The sequence below is a fragment of the Micromonospora sp. WMMA1996 genome (assembly GCF_002573675.1).
In the GTDB taxonomy this organism is placed as follows: domain Bacteria; phylum Actinomycetota; class Actinomycetes; order Mycobacteriales; family Micromonosporaceae; genus Micromonospora; species Micromonospora sediminicola.
The window spans coordinates 14,359-29,190 of record NZ_PDHU01000007.1; the positions used below are offsets into that span (position 1 = coordinate 14,359).

Below are 14,832 nucleotides of genomic sequence, written 5' to 3' on the forward strand. Positions count from 1 at the left end.
GGGGAGCGGAGTCCATCCAACCAGGCCCGGAGGCGGTGTCAACGGCCGCCCGGGCGGCATGAGCAGGACGGTCAGCGTGGCGGGTGGGCGGTCACGTGTTCGGCGCGGCGCCCTCGTCCGTCCGGCCGATGCCGCCGATGTCGATCGCCTCGGCGACCCGACCGAGCGCCACCAGCGCGGCGCCGGTCGCCCCGATCTCCGGGTTGCGCTGCCACCGGACCGTACGCGGGGCGAGCACGTCGGCGAACGCCCCGCGCCACCAGGGTGAGGCGGTCAACGCCCCGCCGCCGAGCACCACCTCCATCGGCTCGCCCACGCCGGCCTCGAGCTGGGCCAGGTCGTCGGCGACGAGCCGGCACAGGCCGGCCATCAGCCCGGCGAGGATGTCGACGGCGGTGGTGCCGAAGCTCAGCCCGCGCAGCTCACCGGAGCCGGCCGGCGCCGTCCCGGGTGGCCGGTCGCCGCCGAAGCGGGGATTGGCCCGCACGACCAGGTCGGCGGCGGCCCGGTGCAGCGCGGCCTCCAGCTCCGCACCCGTGGGCAGCCGCAGCTCCCGGTCGGCCCAGGCGAACAGGTTCCCGCCGCTGGAGTACGCGGCGCCGGTGACGACGTGGTCGTGGTCGACCCGGTAGCGCCACAGCTGGTCGGGCAGCGGCGGCAGCTCCGTACCGGCCGGCACCGCCTGGATCATGCGGACCGCGGCGGAGGTGCCGATGGTGACCGCCGCGCGCGACGGGTCGACGCAGCCGGACCCGACGTTGGAGGCGGCCCCGTCGCCGATCGGCGCGGACCATTGCGCCTCGGCCAGCTGCGGCCAGCGCCTCGCGTAGCCGGCGCCCAGCCGGCCGTACCAGCCCGGCGGGGCCAGCGGCGGGAGCTGGTCCGGACGGACGCCGGCCAGCGCGCACGCCTCCGCGTCCCAGTCCAGGTCCCGCAGGTCGAGCAGCCCGGTGCCGGAGGCCAGGGACATGGACATCGGCGCCGCGTCGAGCAGCTCGCCGAGGACGTACTCGGCCAGCCCGGCGAACCGCACCGTCCGGTCCCCGCACCGCTCCCGCAGCCAGGGCAGCCGCACCGACCAGTAACAGCGGTGCCACCAGGTGCCGGTACGCCGGTGGTAGTCCTCCGGGTCGGTCGGACCGCCGTCGCCGTCCGGCGGCGCGGCCCGGGTGTCCAGCCAGGTCAGCACCGGACCGGACGGTGTGCCGTCGGCGGCCAGCGGCAGCACCGAGTGCCACTGCGCGGACGTCGCCACCAGGCCGACCCGCCGCAGGTGCCCACCGGCGGCCAGCTCGTCCAGGCACTCGACCAGGCACGCCAGGTAGGTGGCGGCGTCCAGCGTCCCGGTGCCGTCGTCGCCGGTGGCCAGGTGCACCTTGCGACGGGCCAGCGCGCCCGGGCGCGGCACGGCGTCCGCGTCCAGCACCAGCCCGCGTACCGAGGAGGTGCCCAGGTCCAGAGCGAGAATGTCCATCGCCGGTCAACCTACCCGGCGGGACCGGCGGCGAAGCCAAGATCCGTACGCGCTCCCGCGCGATCGGGTTCCCCGACGCCGACCGATCGCGTACAGTGATCGCCATGCCCGCGCACCCGAACTGCTGGTGGCCCGCCGACCCGGCGGCCCACCCCCGCGCGTAGCTTCCCCACGCGGCCGCCCCACGAGGCGGCCGCCGGTCTCCCCCGGCAACCCGGGCCGCCTCACCGGCGGCCACCGGCCCACCGAGGAGACCCGATGACCCGCCCGTCCGACCCGCTCGCCGCTGTCGCCGCCGGCCTCGACCCCGGCCCCTTCGCGCTCGTCCGCCGTGAGGGCGCCGACCACGTCGACCTGTTCGCCGGTCCGGTACGCACCGCCGACCAGCTCGCCGACCTGCCCGTGCCCGAGGGCGCGGCCGGCCCGCGCACGCTGGCCCTGGTGCCGTTCCGACAGATCACCGAGCGCGGCTTCGACTGCGTGGACGACGGCCTGCCGTTGGAATACCTGGCGGTCGAGCGGCACCGGCGGATACCGCTCGCGGAGGTGCTGGACGCGTTGCCCGACGCGCCGGTGCGCACCCGCGACGCCGGCTTCGACATCGCCGACGACGAGTACGCGGCGATCGTCGAGCGGGTGCTGGCCGACGAGATCGGTCACGGCGAGGGGGCGAACTTCGTCATCCACCGCACCCTGCGGGCCACCGTGGAGGGCGACCCGCTGGCCACGGCCCTGGCCGCGCTGCGTCGGCTGCTGGTGCGCGAGCGCGGCGCCTACTGGACGTTCCTGGTGCACACCGGCACCCGGATCCTGGTCGGGGCCAGCCCGGAGCGGCACGTCAGCGTCGCCGACGGCCTGGTCGAGATGAACCCGATCAGCGGCACCTTCCGGCACCGGGGCGAGACCGTGGACCGGGACGCGCTGCTGCGTTTCCTGCACGACCCGAAGGAGGTGGAGGAGCTGTACATGGTGCTCGACGAGGAGCTGAAGATGATGGCCGTCGTCGCCGAGCACGGCGGGCAGGTGGTCGGGCCGTACCTGAAGGAGATGGCACACCTGGCGCACACCGAGTACCTGCTGGCCGGGCGCTGTTCCCGGGACGTGCGGGAGGTGCTGCGGGAGACCATGTTCGCGCCCACGGTGACCGGCAGCCCGATGGAGAACGCCTGCCGGGTGATCGCCCGGCACGAGCGCACCGGCCGCCGCTACTACGCCGGGGTGCTCGCCCTGCTCGGCCGCGACGAGCAGGGCCGGCAGACGCTGGACGCGCCGATCCTCATCCGCACCGCCGAGTTCTCGCCCGAGGGCGCGCTGCGGGTGCCGGTCGGCGCCACGCTGGTCCGGCACTCCACCACCGCCGGCGAGGTGGCCGAGACGCACGCCAAGGCCGCCGGTGTGCTGGCCGCGCTGGGTCTCGGCCCGGAGGCGCCGCACCCGGGCGTCGAGCCGGCCGTCCGCCACGCCGACGACCCGGAGGTACGGGCCGCGCTGGCCGCCCGCAACACCCCGCTGGCGCGGTTCTGGCTGGAGCAGCGGGAGCCGGGCGCGATCGCGCTGCGCGGGCTGGCTGGCCGCCGGGCGCTCATCGTCGACGGGGAGGACACGTTCACCGGCATGCTCGCCCACCAGCTCGGCGCGCTCGGCCTGTCGGTCAGCCGGCGCGACTGGCCGGATCCGGGCCCGCTCGACGGGTACGACCTGGTGGTGGTCGGTCCCGGCCCGGGCGACCCGCGCGACGTGACCGCGCCGAAGATGGCCGCGCTGCGGACGCTCCTGGCCGAGCTGCTGGCCTCGGGCCGCCCGACCCTGGCGGTGTGCCTGGGCCACCAGTTGCTGGCCGGGCTGCTCGGGCTGCCGCTGCACCGCCGCGACGCGCCCTACCAGGGGCTGCCGCAGGACGTGCCGGTGTTCGGGGTGACCCGACGGGTCGGGTTCTACGCCAGCTTCACCGCCCGCGCCGACGCCGACCGGGTGTCCGGCCCGTACGGCCCGGTCGAGCTGTCCCGCGACCCGGGCGACGGCGCGGTGCACGCGCTGCGCGGCGCGGGCTTCGCCGGGGTGCAGTTCCACCCGGAGTCGGTGCTCAGCCAGGACGGCACGGCGGTCCTGGCGGACCTGCTCGGGCATCTGCTGGACCGGCCGGCGCTGAGCGCGCATGGGGCGGTCGATCGGGGGTAGGGCGAAGGACGGCCGGTGGCCCGGACGGGTTCGAGAGCCCCCGTCCGGCCACCGGCCGCCCACCCGGGTCGGTCAGCCGGCCATGCCCTTCTTCAGCGCGGCGCCCATCAGCACGGCCCGCTTGGCGGTCAGCGCGGTGGCGGCCAGGGCCACGTGGTCCGGGGCGACCTCGCCGTTGTTGCTGGTGTGCGAGGCGCCGTAGGGGTTGCCGGCGACGAACTGGCTGGGGTCGGTGTATCCGGGGGTCACCACGATGCCGCCCCAGTGGTAGAAGACCGTGTACAGCGACAGCAGCGTCGCCTCCTGGCCGCCGTGCGAGGTCGCGGTCGAGGTGAAGCCGGTGTACACCTTGTCCGCCAGCGCGCCCTGCGCCCAGAGCGGGCCGGTGGTGTCGATGAACTGCTTGAGCTGCGCGGCGATCATGCCGTACCGGGTCGGTGAGCCCATGATCACGACGTCCGCCCAGGACAGGTCGTCCGGCTGCGCCTCCATCACGTCCTGCGTCTCCAGCCGGTGCGCCTGCCAGCCCGAGTTGGAGCGGATCGCCTCGTCGGGCGCCAGCTCACGCACCTTGCGCAGGCGCACCTCGGCGCCGGCCTCCCCGGCCGCCTCGACCGCCGACTGCGCCATCTGGTAGGTGATGCCGGTCGCGCTGTAGTAGATCACCGCGACCTTGACCTGGCCATCCATCAGACGTTTCCTCCTCGATTCGGGTCAGCTCCGGCGACTACCCGTTACTTGTCGCGTCAAACTCCGGGCGGGCCGCGCCGCCCGCCGCCGACCGGCCGGGCCGGAGACCTCCGGTACCCGGACCGGCGGCCGGACCGGGCGCGACCCGGCTCAAGATTTGCGCAAGTTCCGTGGGCAACCGGCCTTCCGCCCGCGCGCGCCGGGGATCCTGGTCGCACCGGCGCCGGCCGACCGCCGCCCCCGCGCCGGGAACCTGAACGGGGGATCGCGCTCCGTCGGCAGCGTGGCCGGCGCAGCGCGATCAGGGGCGGTCCGGTCCGTCCGGTGCTGTCGGACGCCGGGCCTATGCTGACCGTCCACCCGCCGACGGGAGGCGCCCGTGCCCTTACGTCTCAGCCGCGCCGAGGCCCTCGCCCTGCGGATGACCAGCCTGCTGCTGCGCCCGCATCCCGTCGCCCGGCTCGCTCGCGTGGCCGACGTGGTCGAGTGGTTCGGCGCCATGCAGGCACAGGACGCCGCCAGCGGGCTGTGGTCGCTCGGCGCACGCCTGCCCGGCCGGACCCAGGACGACGTACGGGCGGCGCTGGAGCGGCGCGAGGCGCTGCGCACCTGGCCGATGCGGGGCACGGTGCACCTGGTGCCGGCGCGCGACGCGCACTGGATGCTGGCGGTCACCGGCGTGCGGGCGCTGGCCACCGTCGCCGGCCGCTGGCGTCAGCTCGGGCTCACCGTCGCCGACGGCGACCAGGCCGGCGACGTGCTCGGCGAGGCGCTGTCCGGCGGCGGTCGGCTCAGCCGCACCGACTGCCTGGCCGCGCTGCGCGACGCCGGGCTGGACACCACCGGCCAGCGCGGCTACCACCTGCTCTGGTACGCCAGCCAGCGCGGCATCACCTGCATCGCCCCGCACGTCGGCGCCGAGCAGACGTTCGTGCTGCTCGACGAGTGGGTGCCCGACCCGCACCGCCCGGAGCGGGACGAGGCGCTGGCGATGCTGGCCCACCGCTACGTGCGCGGCCACGGTCCGGTGACCCGGCACGAGCTGGCCCGCTGGAGCGGGCTCACCGTCACCGACGCCACCCGGGCCCTCGCGCTGGCCGGTGACCGGCTCGCCCCGGTCGAGGTCGACGGCGAGGCGGCGGTGGTCGACGCCGCGCTGCTCGACGCGCCCCGCACACCGGTCGACGACGTGCACACGCTGCCCGGTTTCGACGAGTACCTGCTCGGCTTCAAGGACCGTTCGCTGATGCTCGACCCGGCGCACGCCGACGCCGTGGTGCCCGGCAACAACGGGATGTTCCAGTCCACGGTCGTGCGCGACGGCCGGGTGGTCGGCACCTGGAAGCGCACGCTGGGCAAGAGCGCGGTGACCGTGACGGTACGGCAGCTCGTGCCGTTCGACGTCGCGTTGCGCGCCCGGGTCGACACGGCCCTGGCCGGCTACGCCCGCTTCCTCGGGCTGGAGCTGCGCCACTCCTGGTGACCGGGCCCGGGTGGCGGCGCAGCGCAGGGGCCGGCGGCGCGTACGCCACCGGCCCCTGCGCGTGAGCGTGCTCAGTCGGCGAGCGCGCCGGCCGCCCGGCCCTCGTGCAGGGTCAGGTTGCGGCCGCTGCCCGGGTCGAACAGGTGGATCTTCTCCAGGTTGAACCACACCCGGCGGGTCTCGCCCTCGCGCACCGGCGACTCCGCCGACAGGCGGGTCACCAGGCTCGACCCGGCCCCGGCGAAGTCGGAGGCGCCCGCGTCGGCGGCCAGCTCCTCCAGCTCGGCGGCGCTGGCCCGCTCCCCCTCGACGGTGAAGTAGACGTACTTGTCCGACCCCATCGACTCGACGATGTCGACCGGCGCCTCGAACTCCAGGCCCCGGGCCCGGGTCTCGTCGTCGACCAGCGTGGCGTCCTCGAAGTGCTCCGGCCGGACGCCGAGGATCAGCTCGCGGGGCGCGTCGCCGGCCTCCAGCTCGCGGCGGATCCGCTCGCCGATCGGCACGTCACCCAGGGCGGTGCGCAGCCGTCCCTCCTCCACCGCGGCGTGCAGGAAGTTCATCGACGGCGAGCCGATGAACCCGGCGACGAAGAGGTTGCGCGGGTTGTCGTACAGCTCCTGCGGCGGGCCGACCTGCTGCACCGCGCCACCGCGCATGATGACCACCCGGTCGCCCAGGGTCATCGCCTCGGTCTGGTCGTGGGTCACGTAGACCGTGGTGGTGCCGAGCTGCTTCTGCAGCCGGGACACCACGGTCCGCATCTGCACCCGCAGCTTCGCGTCCAGGTTGGACAGCGGCTCGTCCATCAGGAACGCCTTGGGCTGGCGGACGATCGCCCGACCCATCGCGACCCGCTGCCGCTGGCCGCCGGAGAGGTTGGCCGGCTTGCGGTCCAGCAGCGCGGTCAGCTCCAGCACCTTGGCGGCCTCGTCGACCTTCTGGTTGATGGTCTCCTTGTCCATCTTCGCCAGCCGCAGCGGGAACGCCATGTTCTCCCGCACGGTCATGTTCGGGTAGAGCGCGTACGACTGGAAGACCATGGCGATGTCCCGGTCCCGGGGCGCCTTGTCGTTGACCCGCTGCCCCGCGATGCGCAGCTCACCGGAGCTGATGTCCTCCAGCCCGGCGATCATGTTGAGGGTGGTCGACTTGCCGCAGCCCGAGGGGCCGACCAGGATGACGAACTCGCCGTCGGCGATCTCCAGGTCGACGTCCCGCACCGCGGTGGTCCCGTCCGGGAACCGCTTGCTCACCTTGTCCAGCACGATGTCAGCCACTGTTACCACCTATCCCTTGACTGCGCCGGAGGTCAGACCGGAGACGATGCGGCGCTGGAAGAAGAGCACGAACAGGATGATCGGCACGGTGATCACCACGGCGGCGGCGCAGATCGCCCCGGTGGGGTCCTCGAACTGCGACTCGCCGGTGAAGAACTGCAGGGCCACCGGGACCGTGCGGGACCGCTCGGTCGAGGTGAGCGTGATCGCGAACAGGAAGTCGTTCCAGCAGAAGATGAAGACCAGGATGGCCGTGGTGAACACGCCCGGCGCGGCCAGCGGTGCGATCACCCGCCGGAACGCCTGTCCCTGGGTGGCGCCGTCCATCTTCGCCGCCTTCTCCAGGTCCCAGGGGATCTGCTTGAAGAACGCCGACAGCGTGTAGATCGCCAGCGGCAGCGCGAACGTGATGTACGGCAGGATCAGGCCGGGCCAGGTGTCGAAGAGGCCGAGCTGACGCTCGATCTCGAACAGCGGCGACACCAGCGACACCTGCGGGAACATCGCGATCAGCAGGGACACCCCGACCAGCAGCTTCTTGCCCGGGAAGTCCAGCCGGGAGATCGCGTACGCGGCCATCGTGCCGAGCACCACCGCGATCAGGGTGGCGATCAGCGCGATGCCGATCGAGTTGATCAGGGCCCGGACGAACTGGTCGGTGTCGAAGATCGTCCGGTAGTTCTCCAGCGTCCACTCGCGCGGCCAGAACTTGCCGTCGGTGAGCGTGGCCGGGGTCTTGAACGACAGCGAGGCGATCCAGAGCACCGGCACCAGCGCGAAGACGACGACCACGACGTCCAGCACGCCCCAGCGCAGCTTCGCCCGTGTGGTGGTTTCCACGGCCATGTCAGCGCCTCTCCCCATCGTCGCTGCCGGGGGCAGCGGTGCCGAACAGCTTCACGAAGACGAAGGCGATGATCGCCACGGTGATGAAGATCAGCACCGACATCGTGGAGCCGATGCCGAGGTTCAGGCCCCGGATCAGGTTGTTGTAGGCGAGCATCGACACCGAGGAGGTCTCGTTGCCGCCGTTGGTGAGCACGAAGATGTTGTCGAAGACCCGGAACGCGTCCAGCGTGCGGAACAGCAGCGCGACCAGGATCGCCGGCTTCATCACCGGCAGCATCACCTTGGTGAACCGCTGCCACGCGGTCGCGCCGTCGGTGGAGGCGGCCTTGAGCAGGTCCTCCGGCACCAGCGCCAGCCCGGCCATCAGCAGCAGCGCCATGAACGGGGTGGTCTTCCAGATCTCCGCCAGCATGATGATCGCCAGCGAGCTGGCCCGCTCGGTCAGCGGCGCGCTGCCGTCGAACAGGTTCGCCAGGTAGCCGGTGCCCGGCGTCCAGGCGTACCGCCAGGAGAACGCCGCGACCACCGTGACGATGCCGTACGGGATCAGCGCCGCGGTGCGCACGATGCCCCGGCCGACCAGCGTCCGGTGCATGATCAGCGCCAGGCCCATGCCGAGCGCCAGCTCGATCGCGACCGTGACGACCGTGATCAGCGCGGTCACGCCGAACGCGGTCCACCAGAAGTCGTTGGTCAGCACGGTGACGTAGTTCTCCAGGCCGACGAACTTCCGCTCGTCCGGGAACCGCAGGTCGAACCGCTGCAACGACAGCCAGACCGAGTAGAGGATCGGGTACGCGGTGACCGCCACCATGACCAGGGCGGCCGGCGCGCACAGCAGCCAGCCGAGGCGTCGCTCGGCCCGCTTGTTCTCGCTCAGCGGGGCGGTGGCGCGCCGCCGGGCCCGCTGGGCCGGGACGGCGGCGTGCCGGCCGGTCGACTCCTCCGCCTCGACGGCGGCCTCGGCGCCGGCCGGAGTCGCGTTCACGCTCACGGCAGGACCCCCTTCGACTCGAGCGCGTCGGCGATCGCCTCGCGCAGTTCGTCCGCGGTCCGCTCGGGGTCGATGCCCGAGGGCGGCGACAGGATCGCCGACATCACCGTGGAGATGCTCTGGTACGCCGGGGTCAGCGGTCGCACCGCCGGCTCCTTCAGCTCCTCCAGGATGGTCTCCTTCATCGGGTACGCCTCAGCCATCTCCGGGTCGTCGTAGACCGCCTCGATGGTCGGCGGCACGCCGTCGTTGACCGCGGAGAACTTCTGGTGCTCGGCGTTGCGGAGGCACCGGGCCGCCTCGAACGACTCGGTCGGGTGCTTCGAGTAGGTGCTGACCGCCAGGTTGACCCCGCCGATGGTGACCTTGCTCGGGGTGCCCGCCTCGATCCCCGGCACCCGCGCCCACTTCACGTTCTTCGCCAGCTCCGGGTTGGCCTCCTGCATGGCCGGATACACGAACGGCCAGTTCACCTGGAACGCGCCGCGGCCGGACTGGAACTCCAGCCGCACCGGGTCCTCGACCGCGTTGCTGAACGACGCCGAGGTCACCCCGGCGGTCGCGAACGTCTTCAGCTGCTCCAGCGCGCGCACGGTCCCGGCGTCCATCACCGCCTTCTTGCCGTCGTCACTGAGGATCTTCCCGCCGGCGCTCTCGGCCAGCGTGTTGTAGAGGACGACCAGTCCCTCGTACTGGGCGCCCATGGTGAGCACCTGGTACGGCTTGCCCTGCTGCTTCAGCTGCTGGGCCGCGGAGATCATCTCGTCCCAGGTCTTCGGCGGCTGCGACACCAGGTCGGACCGGTACCAGAGCAGCTGCACGTTGGTGTTCTTCGGCGCGGCGTAGAGCTTGTCCTCGTACCGGGCGGTGTCCAGCGGGCCGCCGAGCGTGCCCTGCTCCACCTCGGCCTTGTCCTGGCCGGTCCACTCCCGGATCCACTCGGCGCTGGCGAACTCCTGGGTCCAGGTGACGTCCAGGCCGAGCACGTCCATGCCGGTGTCCTGCGCCGCGAGCCGGCGCACCATCTGCACCCGCTGCTCGTCGGCCTCCCGCGGCAGCACCCGGTAGGAGATCCGGTACCGCCCCTGCGCCTGCGCGTTGCAGTCGTCGACCACCTTCTGCAGGTTCTGCTCGGGCGGGTAGTACAGGTTGATCGTGGGCGTGCCGCCGTCGCCGCCGGACCCGCAGGCGGCCAGCGGGGCCACCAACGCCAGCGCGGCGGCCGCAGCCGCCGCGCGTCTCACCGGCCGCCGTGCGGCCGTGTCGGGGACTGTCGTCATCACCCTCCCCCTCTCTTCGGCGAAGAACCGGGGAGGTCACCCGTGCCCCGGCGCACGGCGAGACGGTCGAGGCACCGGCCTGTCCGCCCGACGCCCCGGGCGTTTCGTGCGGCTGAACGTGCCCGACCTGCGACGAAGCGAAACATCACGGTCACGTGACGGTGACCGCGCGCTGCGCCCCGCCGCTCCCCGGCCTAGGTTGTGGTGATGGACGCCACCTTCTTCTTCGATCCGGTCTGCCCGTGGACCTGGCGCACCTCGCGCTGGCTGGTCGCCGTCGCCGAGGCGCGCGGGCTGGGCGTCGAGTGGCGGGCGTTCAGCCTGGCCATCCTCAACGACGGGCAGGTCGCCCCCGAGTACGCCGAGGCGATGGCGGCCTCCGGGCGGGTGCTGCGGCTGGTGGAGGCGCTGCGCGCGCAGGGCCGCCACCACGACGCGGGCCGCCTGTACACGGAGCTGGGCACGCGCAGCCATGACGCCGGCGACCCGCTCGGCGACCGCGTCGTCGCGGCGGCGGTGGACGCGGCCGGCCTGGCCGACGCGGCGCCCGCGCTGGACGACGAGAGCTGGGACGAGGCGGTCCACGCGTCGCACGCCTTGGCGTACGCCTCGGCCGGCCCGGACATCGGTTCGCCGGTGCTGATGGTGCCGGACGCCCGCCGGGGCATCCACGGCCCGATCCTGACCGAGGTCCCCGGCGTCGAGGACGCCGTGACGATCTGGGACTCGATGCTGCCGCTGCTGCGTCTGGAGACGTTCCACGAGCTGAAGCGCGCGCGCCGCTGACCGCCGCCGTTTTACGCGTTGTACGCTGCTCCTGTGATGGAGCGTGAGTACGCGTGGACCGACGCTGGCAAGGCAAGCGCCGCCCGCCACGACGTCTCGGAGCAGGAGGCGATCGAAGCGCTCTACTCGCCGCAACGGATCGAGAACCACATCGGGACGTTGCTGCTCGCCGTAGCCGGCCTGGCGGACACCGCCCGAGTGATCATGGTGCTCTGCGAGCGGATCGGGAAGGTCAACAGTTACGGGATCCTGGCCGTGCGGTTGGCCACCCCCGATGAGGTCAAGCAGTGGATGGAGGGAACGCGATGAGCGCCGACCGTGATCCGCGGACGATGAGCCGTGAGGAGTTGGTGGCCTACTTCGACCGGGGCGGTGACATCTCCGAGTTGCTGCGGGACGCGACCCGGGGACCTGACCTCGGGCCGGCGCCCACGCCGGAGAGCGTGCCGATGGTGGTGACCGGGGTCAGGCTTCCCTCGACGATCGTCCGACGGCTCGACGAACTCGCCGGCAACGACAAGGGCGGGCGCTCCGGTCTGATCCGCAGGGCGATCGACGAGTACCTGGCCCGGCACACCGGCGAGGCGGCCTGACCGCCGTCCCACTCCGTGAGCGGGGAGACTACCCAGCGTCAGTCGACTCGACTAGCGTTTCCCTAGCTCCGTAGCCAGCGCGTCGCCGCCGATGTCGATACGCCGCCGGCCGTCCCCCACCGCCCGCCCGATCGGTTGGTTCTCGCGGGAACTGCCGTCTGCTCGCGTACCGGTTGGGCAGGATTCCCCCGAGGAGGTGCCGTCGTGCAGGACACCCGCGCTCTCGCCCTGACGTTCGAGGTGAGCGGCCTGCCCCCGGTCAAGACCGAGGCCCTGTCCATCTTCGCCGCCGGGCACCGGCAGGCGACGAGGGTCCGCGCGCTGCTCCAGGCCGCCTGCACGGCGGCCCAGCGCACCGGGTGGACCCCGCTCGCCGGTCCGATCGAGGTGGACCTGACCCTGCGTTGCCCGCCCGGGCACCGCACCTCCGACGCCAGCACGTTGCTCGGCGGGGTGTGCGCGGTGCTGCAGGACAAGAAGCGGGTGGCCAACATCGGCCTCGCCCACCTCGGGGTGCTGGTCGACGTCGCCCTCTGGGCCGACGACCGGCAGATCCGCCGGCTGTCGTACGCCGAGGAGCCGGCGGAGGAGTTCTCCTACCAGGTCCGGGTCGCGGCCGTACCGACGATGGTTTGACCGACGCCCGCGGTGGGGTACCGCGGACGCCGACGAAGGGAGCGCCGATGTCGGAGCCACATGTCACGCTCGATCCGAGCGGGCTCGACCCTGTGCAGCAGAAGCTGCGCGGCCCGCTGGAGGATCAGCTGACCTCGGCCCTGCAGGCGGCCGCCGACCGGGTCCGTGCCAGCTACGCGGGCGAGCCGGTCGAGGACGTCTGCCGTCGGTTGCTCGACGAGACCCGCGCCGGCCTGCACCCGGACATCGCCGCCGGCTTCCAGCCCGACATGGACGAGTTCTGTCGGGTCGCGGTGGCGATCGTCCGGGGCGAGGTCGGCTGAGCCGGCGGTCCCGCCGGCGAAGGTGAGTACGCGTACCGATGGCGGACGCGCGCGGGGCGACGAGAATTCTCCGCGTGCGAACTCGAATCGTGGTCGTCCTCGCCACCGTCGGGCTGAGCGGGCTCATGCTCACCACCGGGTGCTCCTACCGGGAGAGCATCTGCGCCGACGGTGAGTACCCGGTCATCGCGGTCGGCCCGGGCGGCGGCCGGGCCTGCCTCCCCGACGGGGAGGAGCCGACCGCCCCGTACGTGCGCTTCCCGCCGGACAAGGTGCCGCGGCACGTCGACGACGAGTGGGACGTCTACTGGCGGACCCACGGCATCGACGAGAACGGCGCCGTCATCGAGACCTGAGCCGACCGGCGGGTCCGGCGGTCAGGCCCGCCGGACGTCGACGGAGACGACGTGGGTGCCGTCCGGCCGGGTCGACTCGCCCAGCCGCACCGGCAACCGCCCACCATCCGGTGGCCGCAGGCCGAGCCCGAAGCTCAGGTGCCCCTCGAAGTCGCCGGCCGCCGCCCATCCGAGCAGCGTCGGGTAGCCGATCGCCGCCGGCGGCACGTCGGCCGTCCCACCGCCCCGGGCGTCGTGCGCCTGCGCCGGTTCGAACCGCACCGACAGGTACGCCGTGCCGGGCAGGGTGACCGGCGCGCCGCGCCCCTCGGTCACCACCTGCGGGACGTAGCCGACCTGGTAGGACGGGGTGGGCCCGCGGAAGGCGAAGGTGATCCGGCTGAACCCCTCCGCGGGGTGGTCGCCGGTCTGCACCGACACCAGCACGGGCAGCGGTTCGCCGGGGGCCGGGGTCACCGGGACGCGCACCGGATGCGTCACCCGGGCGGGCGAGCCGGGCACCGCCCAGCCCCAGGTCACCCGCCAGGAACCGGCGGTCGCCGACGGGTCGGTCGCGGTGGGTGCGGTGGTCGCCGCGGGAGGGGTCGCGGCGGCGGTCGTGACCGGCGGCGCCGCGGTGGCGGACGTCGCCGGGGGCGCCGGGGTCGCGCCGTCGTGGCCGGTCGAGGTGCAGGCCGCCGCGAGCAGCACGACCAGCCCGGCGAGCAGCGGTACGCGCTGAGGTGTCATGACTCAGTGTCGCTCCGTGACCGGCGCGCGCACCAGAGGCGTCCCGCCCGGATTCCGGTCGGCCGGACGGGTCAGGACCGGGTCCGCAACTCCCCGGCCCTGACCCCGGCCGTCCGGCGTGGTAACGGTCTACGCCGTGGGAACACGACGGGCGTGGCACGCCGCCCACGCCGGGCTCCGCACGGCGAGCCGGTCTGCCCGCACTCAGCTCCACGGTGCTCACACCACCGGACTCCGGTGCGCCCCCGACTCACCCCGACGAGGCGTGGACGCCGGCTCAGGTTAGGCAGGTCGGCGCAGGTCGGACAAGCTTCGACCGCACCCCCGCGGCTGTGATTGATGTCAATGCCGAAATGCGGCATGTCGACGTAACAGGGTCAGCCGACCGGGCGCTGTTCGTCTTCGAGACGCCGACCGCGATCGGCCCGCCGCGGCGGCGCGGACCGGGCCGCCGCCGCGCCGGCGACGAGGGCGAGCGCCCCCAGGTGCAGCACGCGGACGCCGGCCGGGGCGGGGATGGTGGCCGCCGGCAGCCCGGGCAGCAGCAGCGCCCCCAGACCGGTGACCGCCAGGGCCACCCGCCAGAACACGAGCCGGTTCGTCGGCGGCGCGGGCGGTGGCACGCCGTCGAAGATCGCGCCGCGACGCGCGTCGTACAGCGCCAGGACCACCACCAGCAGGCCGCCGCCGAGGCTGGCGAACACGTCCGCGAACTGCCACCAGTACATCCCGGTCAGGGCGTGGAAGTCGGCGACGCCGAACAGGCGGGGCAGGCGCTCGGTGTGGCTGATCCGGTCCCAGGCGACGTGGCTGAACGCGCCGATCAGGGCCGAGCAGACGGTGACCTGCCAGGGATGCCGTACGCCGGCCAACGCGGCGTACTGCGGCCAGCCGAAGAACCTCGGCGCGGGCAGGTGCGCGGCGATGCCGGCGACCACCCGGCGGACGATCCAGGCGTACGCGAGCGCGACCGGCAGGCACCACCAGAGAAGCCCGCCGAGCGTGTGCGTACGCAGGCCGAGGTCGAGGCGGGTGCCGCTGAACAGGTAGGCGACGTCCGGCGCCACCGCGCCGGTGGCCAGCGCCACCCCGTCGAACCAGTGCGGCCGCCACCGCTTCAGCGGCAGCACCGGCGCGAGGTGCGACGGGAAGGTGAGCGGCACCTGTCGGACGTTACCGGC

At 73.4% G+C, this 14,832-nt stretch carries 16 protein-coding genes; 8 read left to right on the forward strand and 8 right to left on the reverse strand.

Going from position 1 to position 14,832, the window contains the following annotated elements:
* Positions 1-91: 91 nt before the first annotated feature.
* On the reverse strand, positions 92-1,474 hold the full coding sequence (locus tag COO58_RS27915) for an FGGY family carbohydrate kinase (RefSeq protein WP_091573530.1): 1,383 nt from the start codon (positions 1,472-1,474) through the stop codon (positions 92-94).
* Between the two features lie 258 nt (positions 1,475-1,732).
* Between COO58_RS27915 and COO58_RS27920 the strand changes: the two genes are divergently transcribed.
* Complete coding sequence (locus tag COO58_RS27920; protein ID WP_098747909.1) at positions 1,733-3,652, forward strand: chorismate-binding protein; 1,920 nt, start codon at positions 1,733-1,735, stop codon at positions 3,650-3,652.
* Positions 3,653-3,724: 72 nt separating this feature from the next.
* Here the strand turns inward: COO58_RS27920 and wrbA are convergent, their stop codons facing one another.
* A complete protein-coding gene (wrbA, locus tag COO58_RS27925) occupies positions 3,725-4,342 on the reverse strand; it encodes an NAD(P)H:quinone oxidoreductase (protein ID WP_091573528.1) in 618 nt (205 codons plus the stop codon).
* A gap of 379 nt (positions 4,343-4,721) precedes the next feature.
* On the opposite strand from wrbA, the gene COO58_RS27930 reads away from it, so the two are divergent.
* Positions 4,722-5,825: a winged helix DNA-binding domain-containing protein gene (locus COO58_RS27930; RefSeq protein WP_098747911.1), complete on the forward strand. Its 1,104-nt coding sequence runs from the start codon at positions 4,722-4,724 to the stop codon at positions 5,823-5,825.
* Between the two features lie 71 nt (positions 5,826-5,896).
* Here the strand turns inward: COO58_RS27930 and COO58_RS27935 are convergent, their stop codons facing one another.
* The 4 genes from COO58_RS27935 to COO58_RS27950 are packed head-to-tail and all read right to left on the reverse strand — an operon-like array spanning position 5,897 to position 10,228.
* Positions 5,897-7,105 (reverse strand): ABC transporter ATP-binding protein, encoded by a 1,209-nt coding sequence (locus COO58_RS27935; RefSeq protein WP_098747912.1) that lies wholly within the window; start codon positions 7,103-7,105, stop codon positions 5,897-5,899.
* A 9-nt stretch (positions 7,106-7,114) separates the two neighbouring features.
* A complete protein-coding gene (locus COO58_RS27940) occupies positions 7,115-7,951 on the reverse strand; it encodes a carbohydrate ABC transporter permease (protein WP_098747914.1) in 837 nt (278 codons plus the stop codon).
* A 1-nt stretch (position 7,952) separates the two neighbouring features.
* Positions 7,953-8,948, reverse strand: a complete 996-nt coding sequence (locus COO58_RS27945) for a carbohydrate ABC transporter permease (RefSeq protein WP_098747916.1) — start codon at positions 8,946-8,948, stop codon at positions 7,953-7,955.
* Positions 8,945-10,228: an ABC transporter substrate-binding protein gene (locus tag COO58_RS27950; protein WP_098747918.1), complete on the reverse strand. Its 1,284-nt coding sequence runs from the start codon at positions 10,226-10,228 to the stop codon at positions 8,945-8,947. The genes COO58_RS27945 and COO58_RS27950 overlap by 4 nt, the downstream gene beginning before the upstream one ends.
* Positions 10,229-10,435: 207 nt before the next feature.
* Here COO58_RS27950 and COO58_RS27955 point away from each other — a divergent pair, with 207 nt between their 5' ends.
* The 6 genes from COO58_RS27955 to COO58_RS27980 all read left to right on the forward strand — a co-directional run bounded on the left by COO58_RS27955 (position 10,436) and on the right by COO58_RS27980 (position 12,922).
* On the forward strand, positions 10,436-11,014 hold the full coding sequence (locus tag COO58_RS27955) for a DsbA family protein (protein WP_098747919.1): 579 nt from the start codon (positions 10,436-10,438) through the stop codon (positions 11,012-11,014).
* 33 nt (positions 11,015-11,047) lie between these two features.
* The gene (locus COO58_RS27960; RefSeq protein ID WP_098747921.1) at positions 11,048-11,323 is read left to right on the forward strand and encodes a hypothetical protein; all 276 of its coding nucleotides are present in this window, start codon (positions 11,048-11,050) and stop codon (positions 11,321-11,323) included.
* Positions 11,320-11,607, forward strand: coding sequence for a ribbon-helix-helix protein, CopG family (locus tag COO58_RS27965; protein ID WP_098747923.1), 288 nt, complete (start codon positions 11,320-11,322; stop codon positions 11,605-11,607). Before COO58_RS27960 ends, COO58_RS27965 begins: the two co-directional genes overlap by 4 nt.
* A 204-nt stretch (positions 11,608-11,811) precedes the next feature.
* On the forward strand, positions 11,812-12,243 hold the full coding sequence (locus COO58_RS27970) for a hypothetical protein (RefSeq protein ID WP_091573521.1): 432 nt from the start codon (positions 11,812-11,814) through the stop codon (positions 12,241-12,243).
* 47 nt (positions 12,244-12,290) lie between these two features.
* Positions 12,291-12,566: a hypothetical protein gene (locus COO58_RS27975; RefSeq protein ID WP_091573520.1), complete on the forward strand. Its 276-nt coding sequence runs from the start codon at positions 12,291-12,293 to the stop codon at positions 12,564-12,566.
* A gap of 74 nt (positions 12,567-12,640) precedes the next feature.
* A complete protein-coding gene (locus tag COO58_RS27980) occupies positions 12,641-12,922 on the forward strand; it encodes an SCO0607 family lipoprotein (protein WP_253866287.1) in 282 nt (93 codons plus the stop codon).
* 21 nt (positions 12,923-12,943) lie between these two features.
* Here the strand turns inward: COO58_RS27980 and COO58_RS27985 are convergent, their stop codons facing one another.
* Complete coding sequence (locus tag COO58_RS27985) at positions 12,944-13,651, reverse strand: hypothetical protein (protein WP_091573518.1); 708 nt, start codon at positions 13,649-13,651, stop codon at positions 12,944-12,946.
* Positions 13,652-14,028: 377 nt separating this feature from the next.
* Positions 14,029-14,814, reverse strand: coding sequence for a DUF4184 family protein (locus COO58_RS27990; RefSeq protein WP_091573517.1), 786 nt, complete (start codon positions 14,812-14,814; stop codon positions 14,029-14,031).
* Between the last annotated feature and the right edge of the window lie 18 nt (positions 14,815-14,832).

Coding starts and splice junctions, on each gene's coding strand:
- COO58_RS27950 (WP_098747918.1), bottom strand. CDS start 10,228: ATGACGACAGTCCCCGACACGGCCGCACGGCGGCCGGTGAGACGCGCG.
- COO58_RS27915 (WP_091573530.1), bottom strand. CDS start 1,474: ATGGACATTCTCGCTCTGGACCTGGGCACCTCCTCGGTACGCGGGCTG.
- COO58_RS27955 (WP_098747919.1), top strand. CDS start 10,436: ATGGACGCCACCTTCTTCTTCGATCCGGTCTGCCCGTGGACCTGGCGC.
- COO58_RS27920 (WP_098747909.1), top strand. CDS start 1,733: ATGACCCGCCCGTCCGACCCGCTCGCCGCTGTCGCCGCCGGCCTCGAC.
- COO58_RS27985 (WP_091573518.1), bottom strand. CDS start 13,651: ATGACACCTCAGCGCGTACCGCTGCTCGCCGGGCTGGTCGTGCTGCTC.
- wrbA (WP_091573528.1), bottom strand. CDS start 4,342: ATGGATGGCCAGGTCAAGGTCGCGGTGATCTACTACAGCGCGACCGGC.
- COO58_RS27975 (WP_091573520.1), top strand. CDS start 12,291: ATGTCGGAGCCACATGTCACGCTCGATCCGAGCGGGCTCGACCCTGTG.
- COO58_RS27940 (WP_098747914.1), bottom strand. CDS start 7,951: ATGGCCGTGGAAACCACCACACGGGCGAAGCTGCGCTGGGGCGTGCTG.
- COO58_RS27965 (WP_098747923.1), top strand. CDS start 11,320: ATGAGCGCCGACCGTGATCCGCGGACGATGAGCCGTGAGGAGTTGGTG.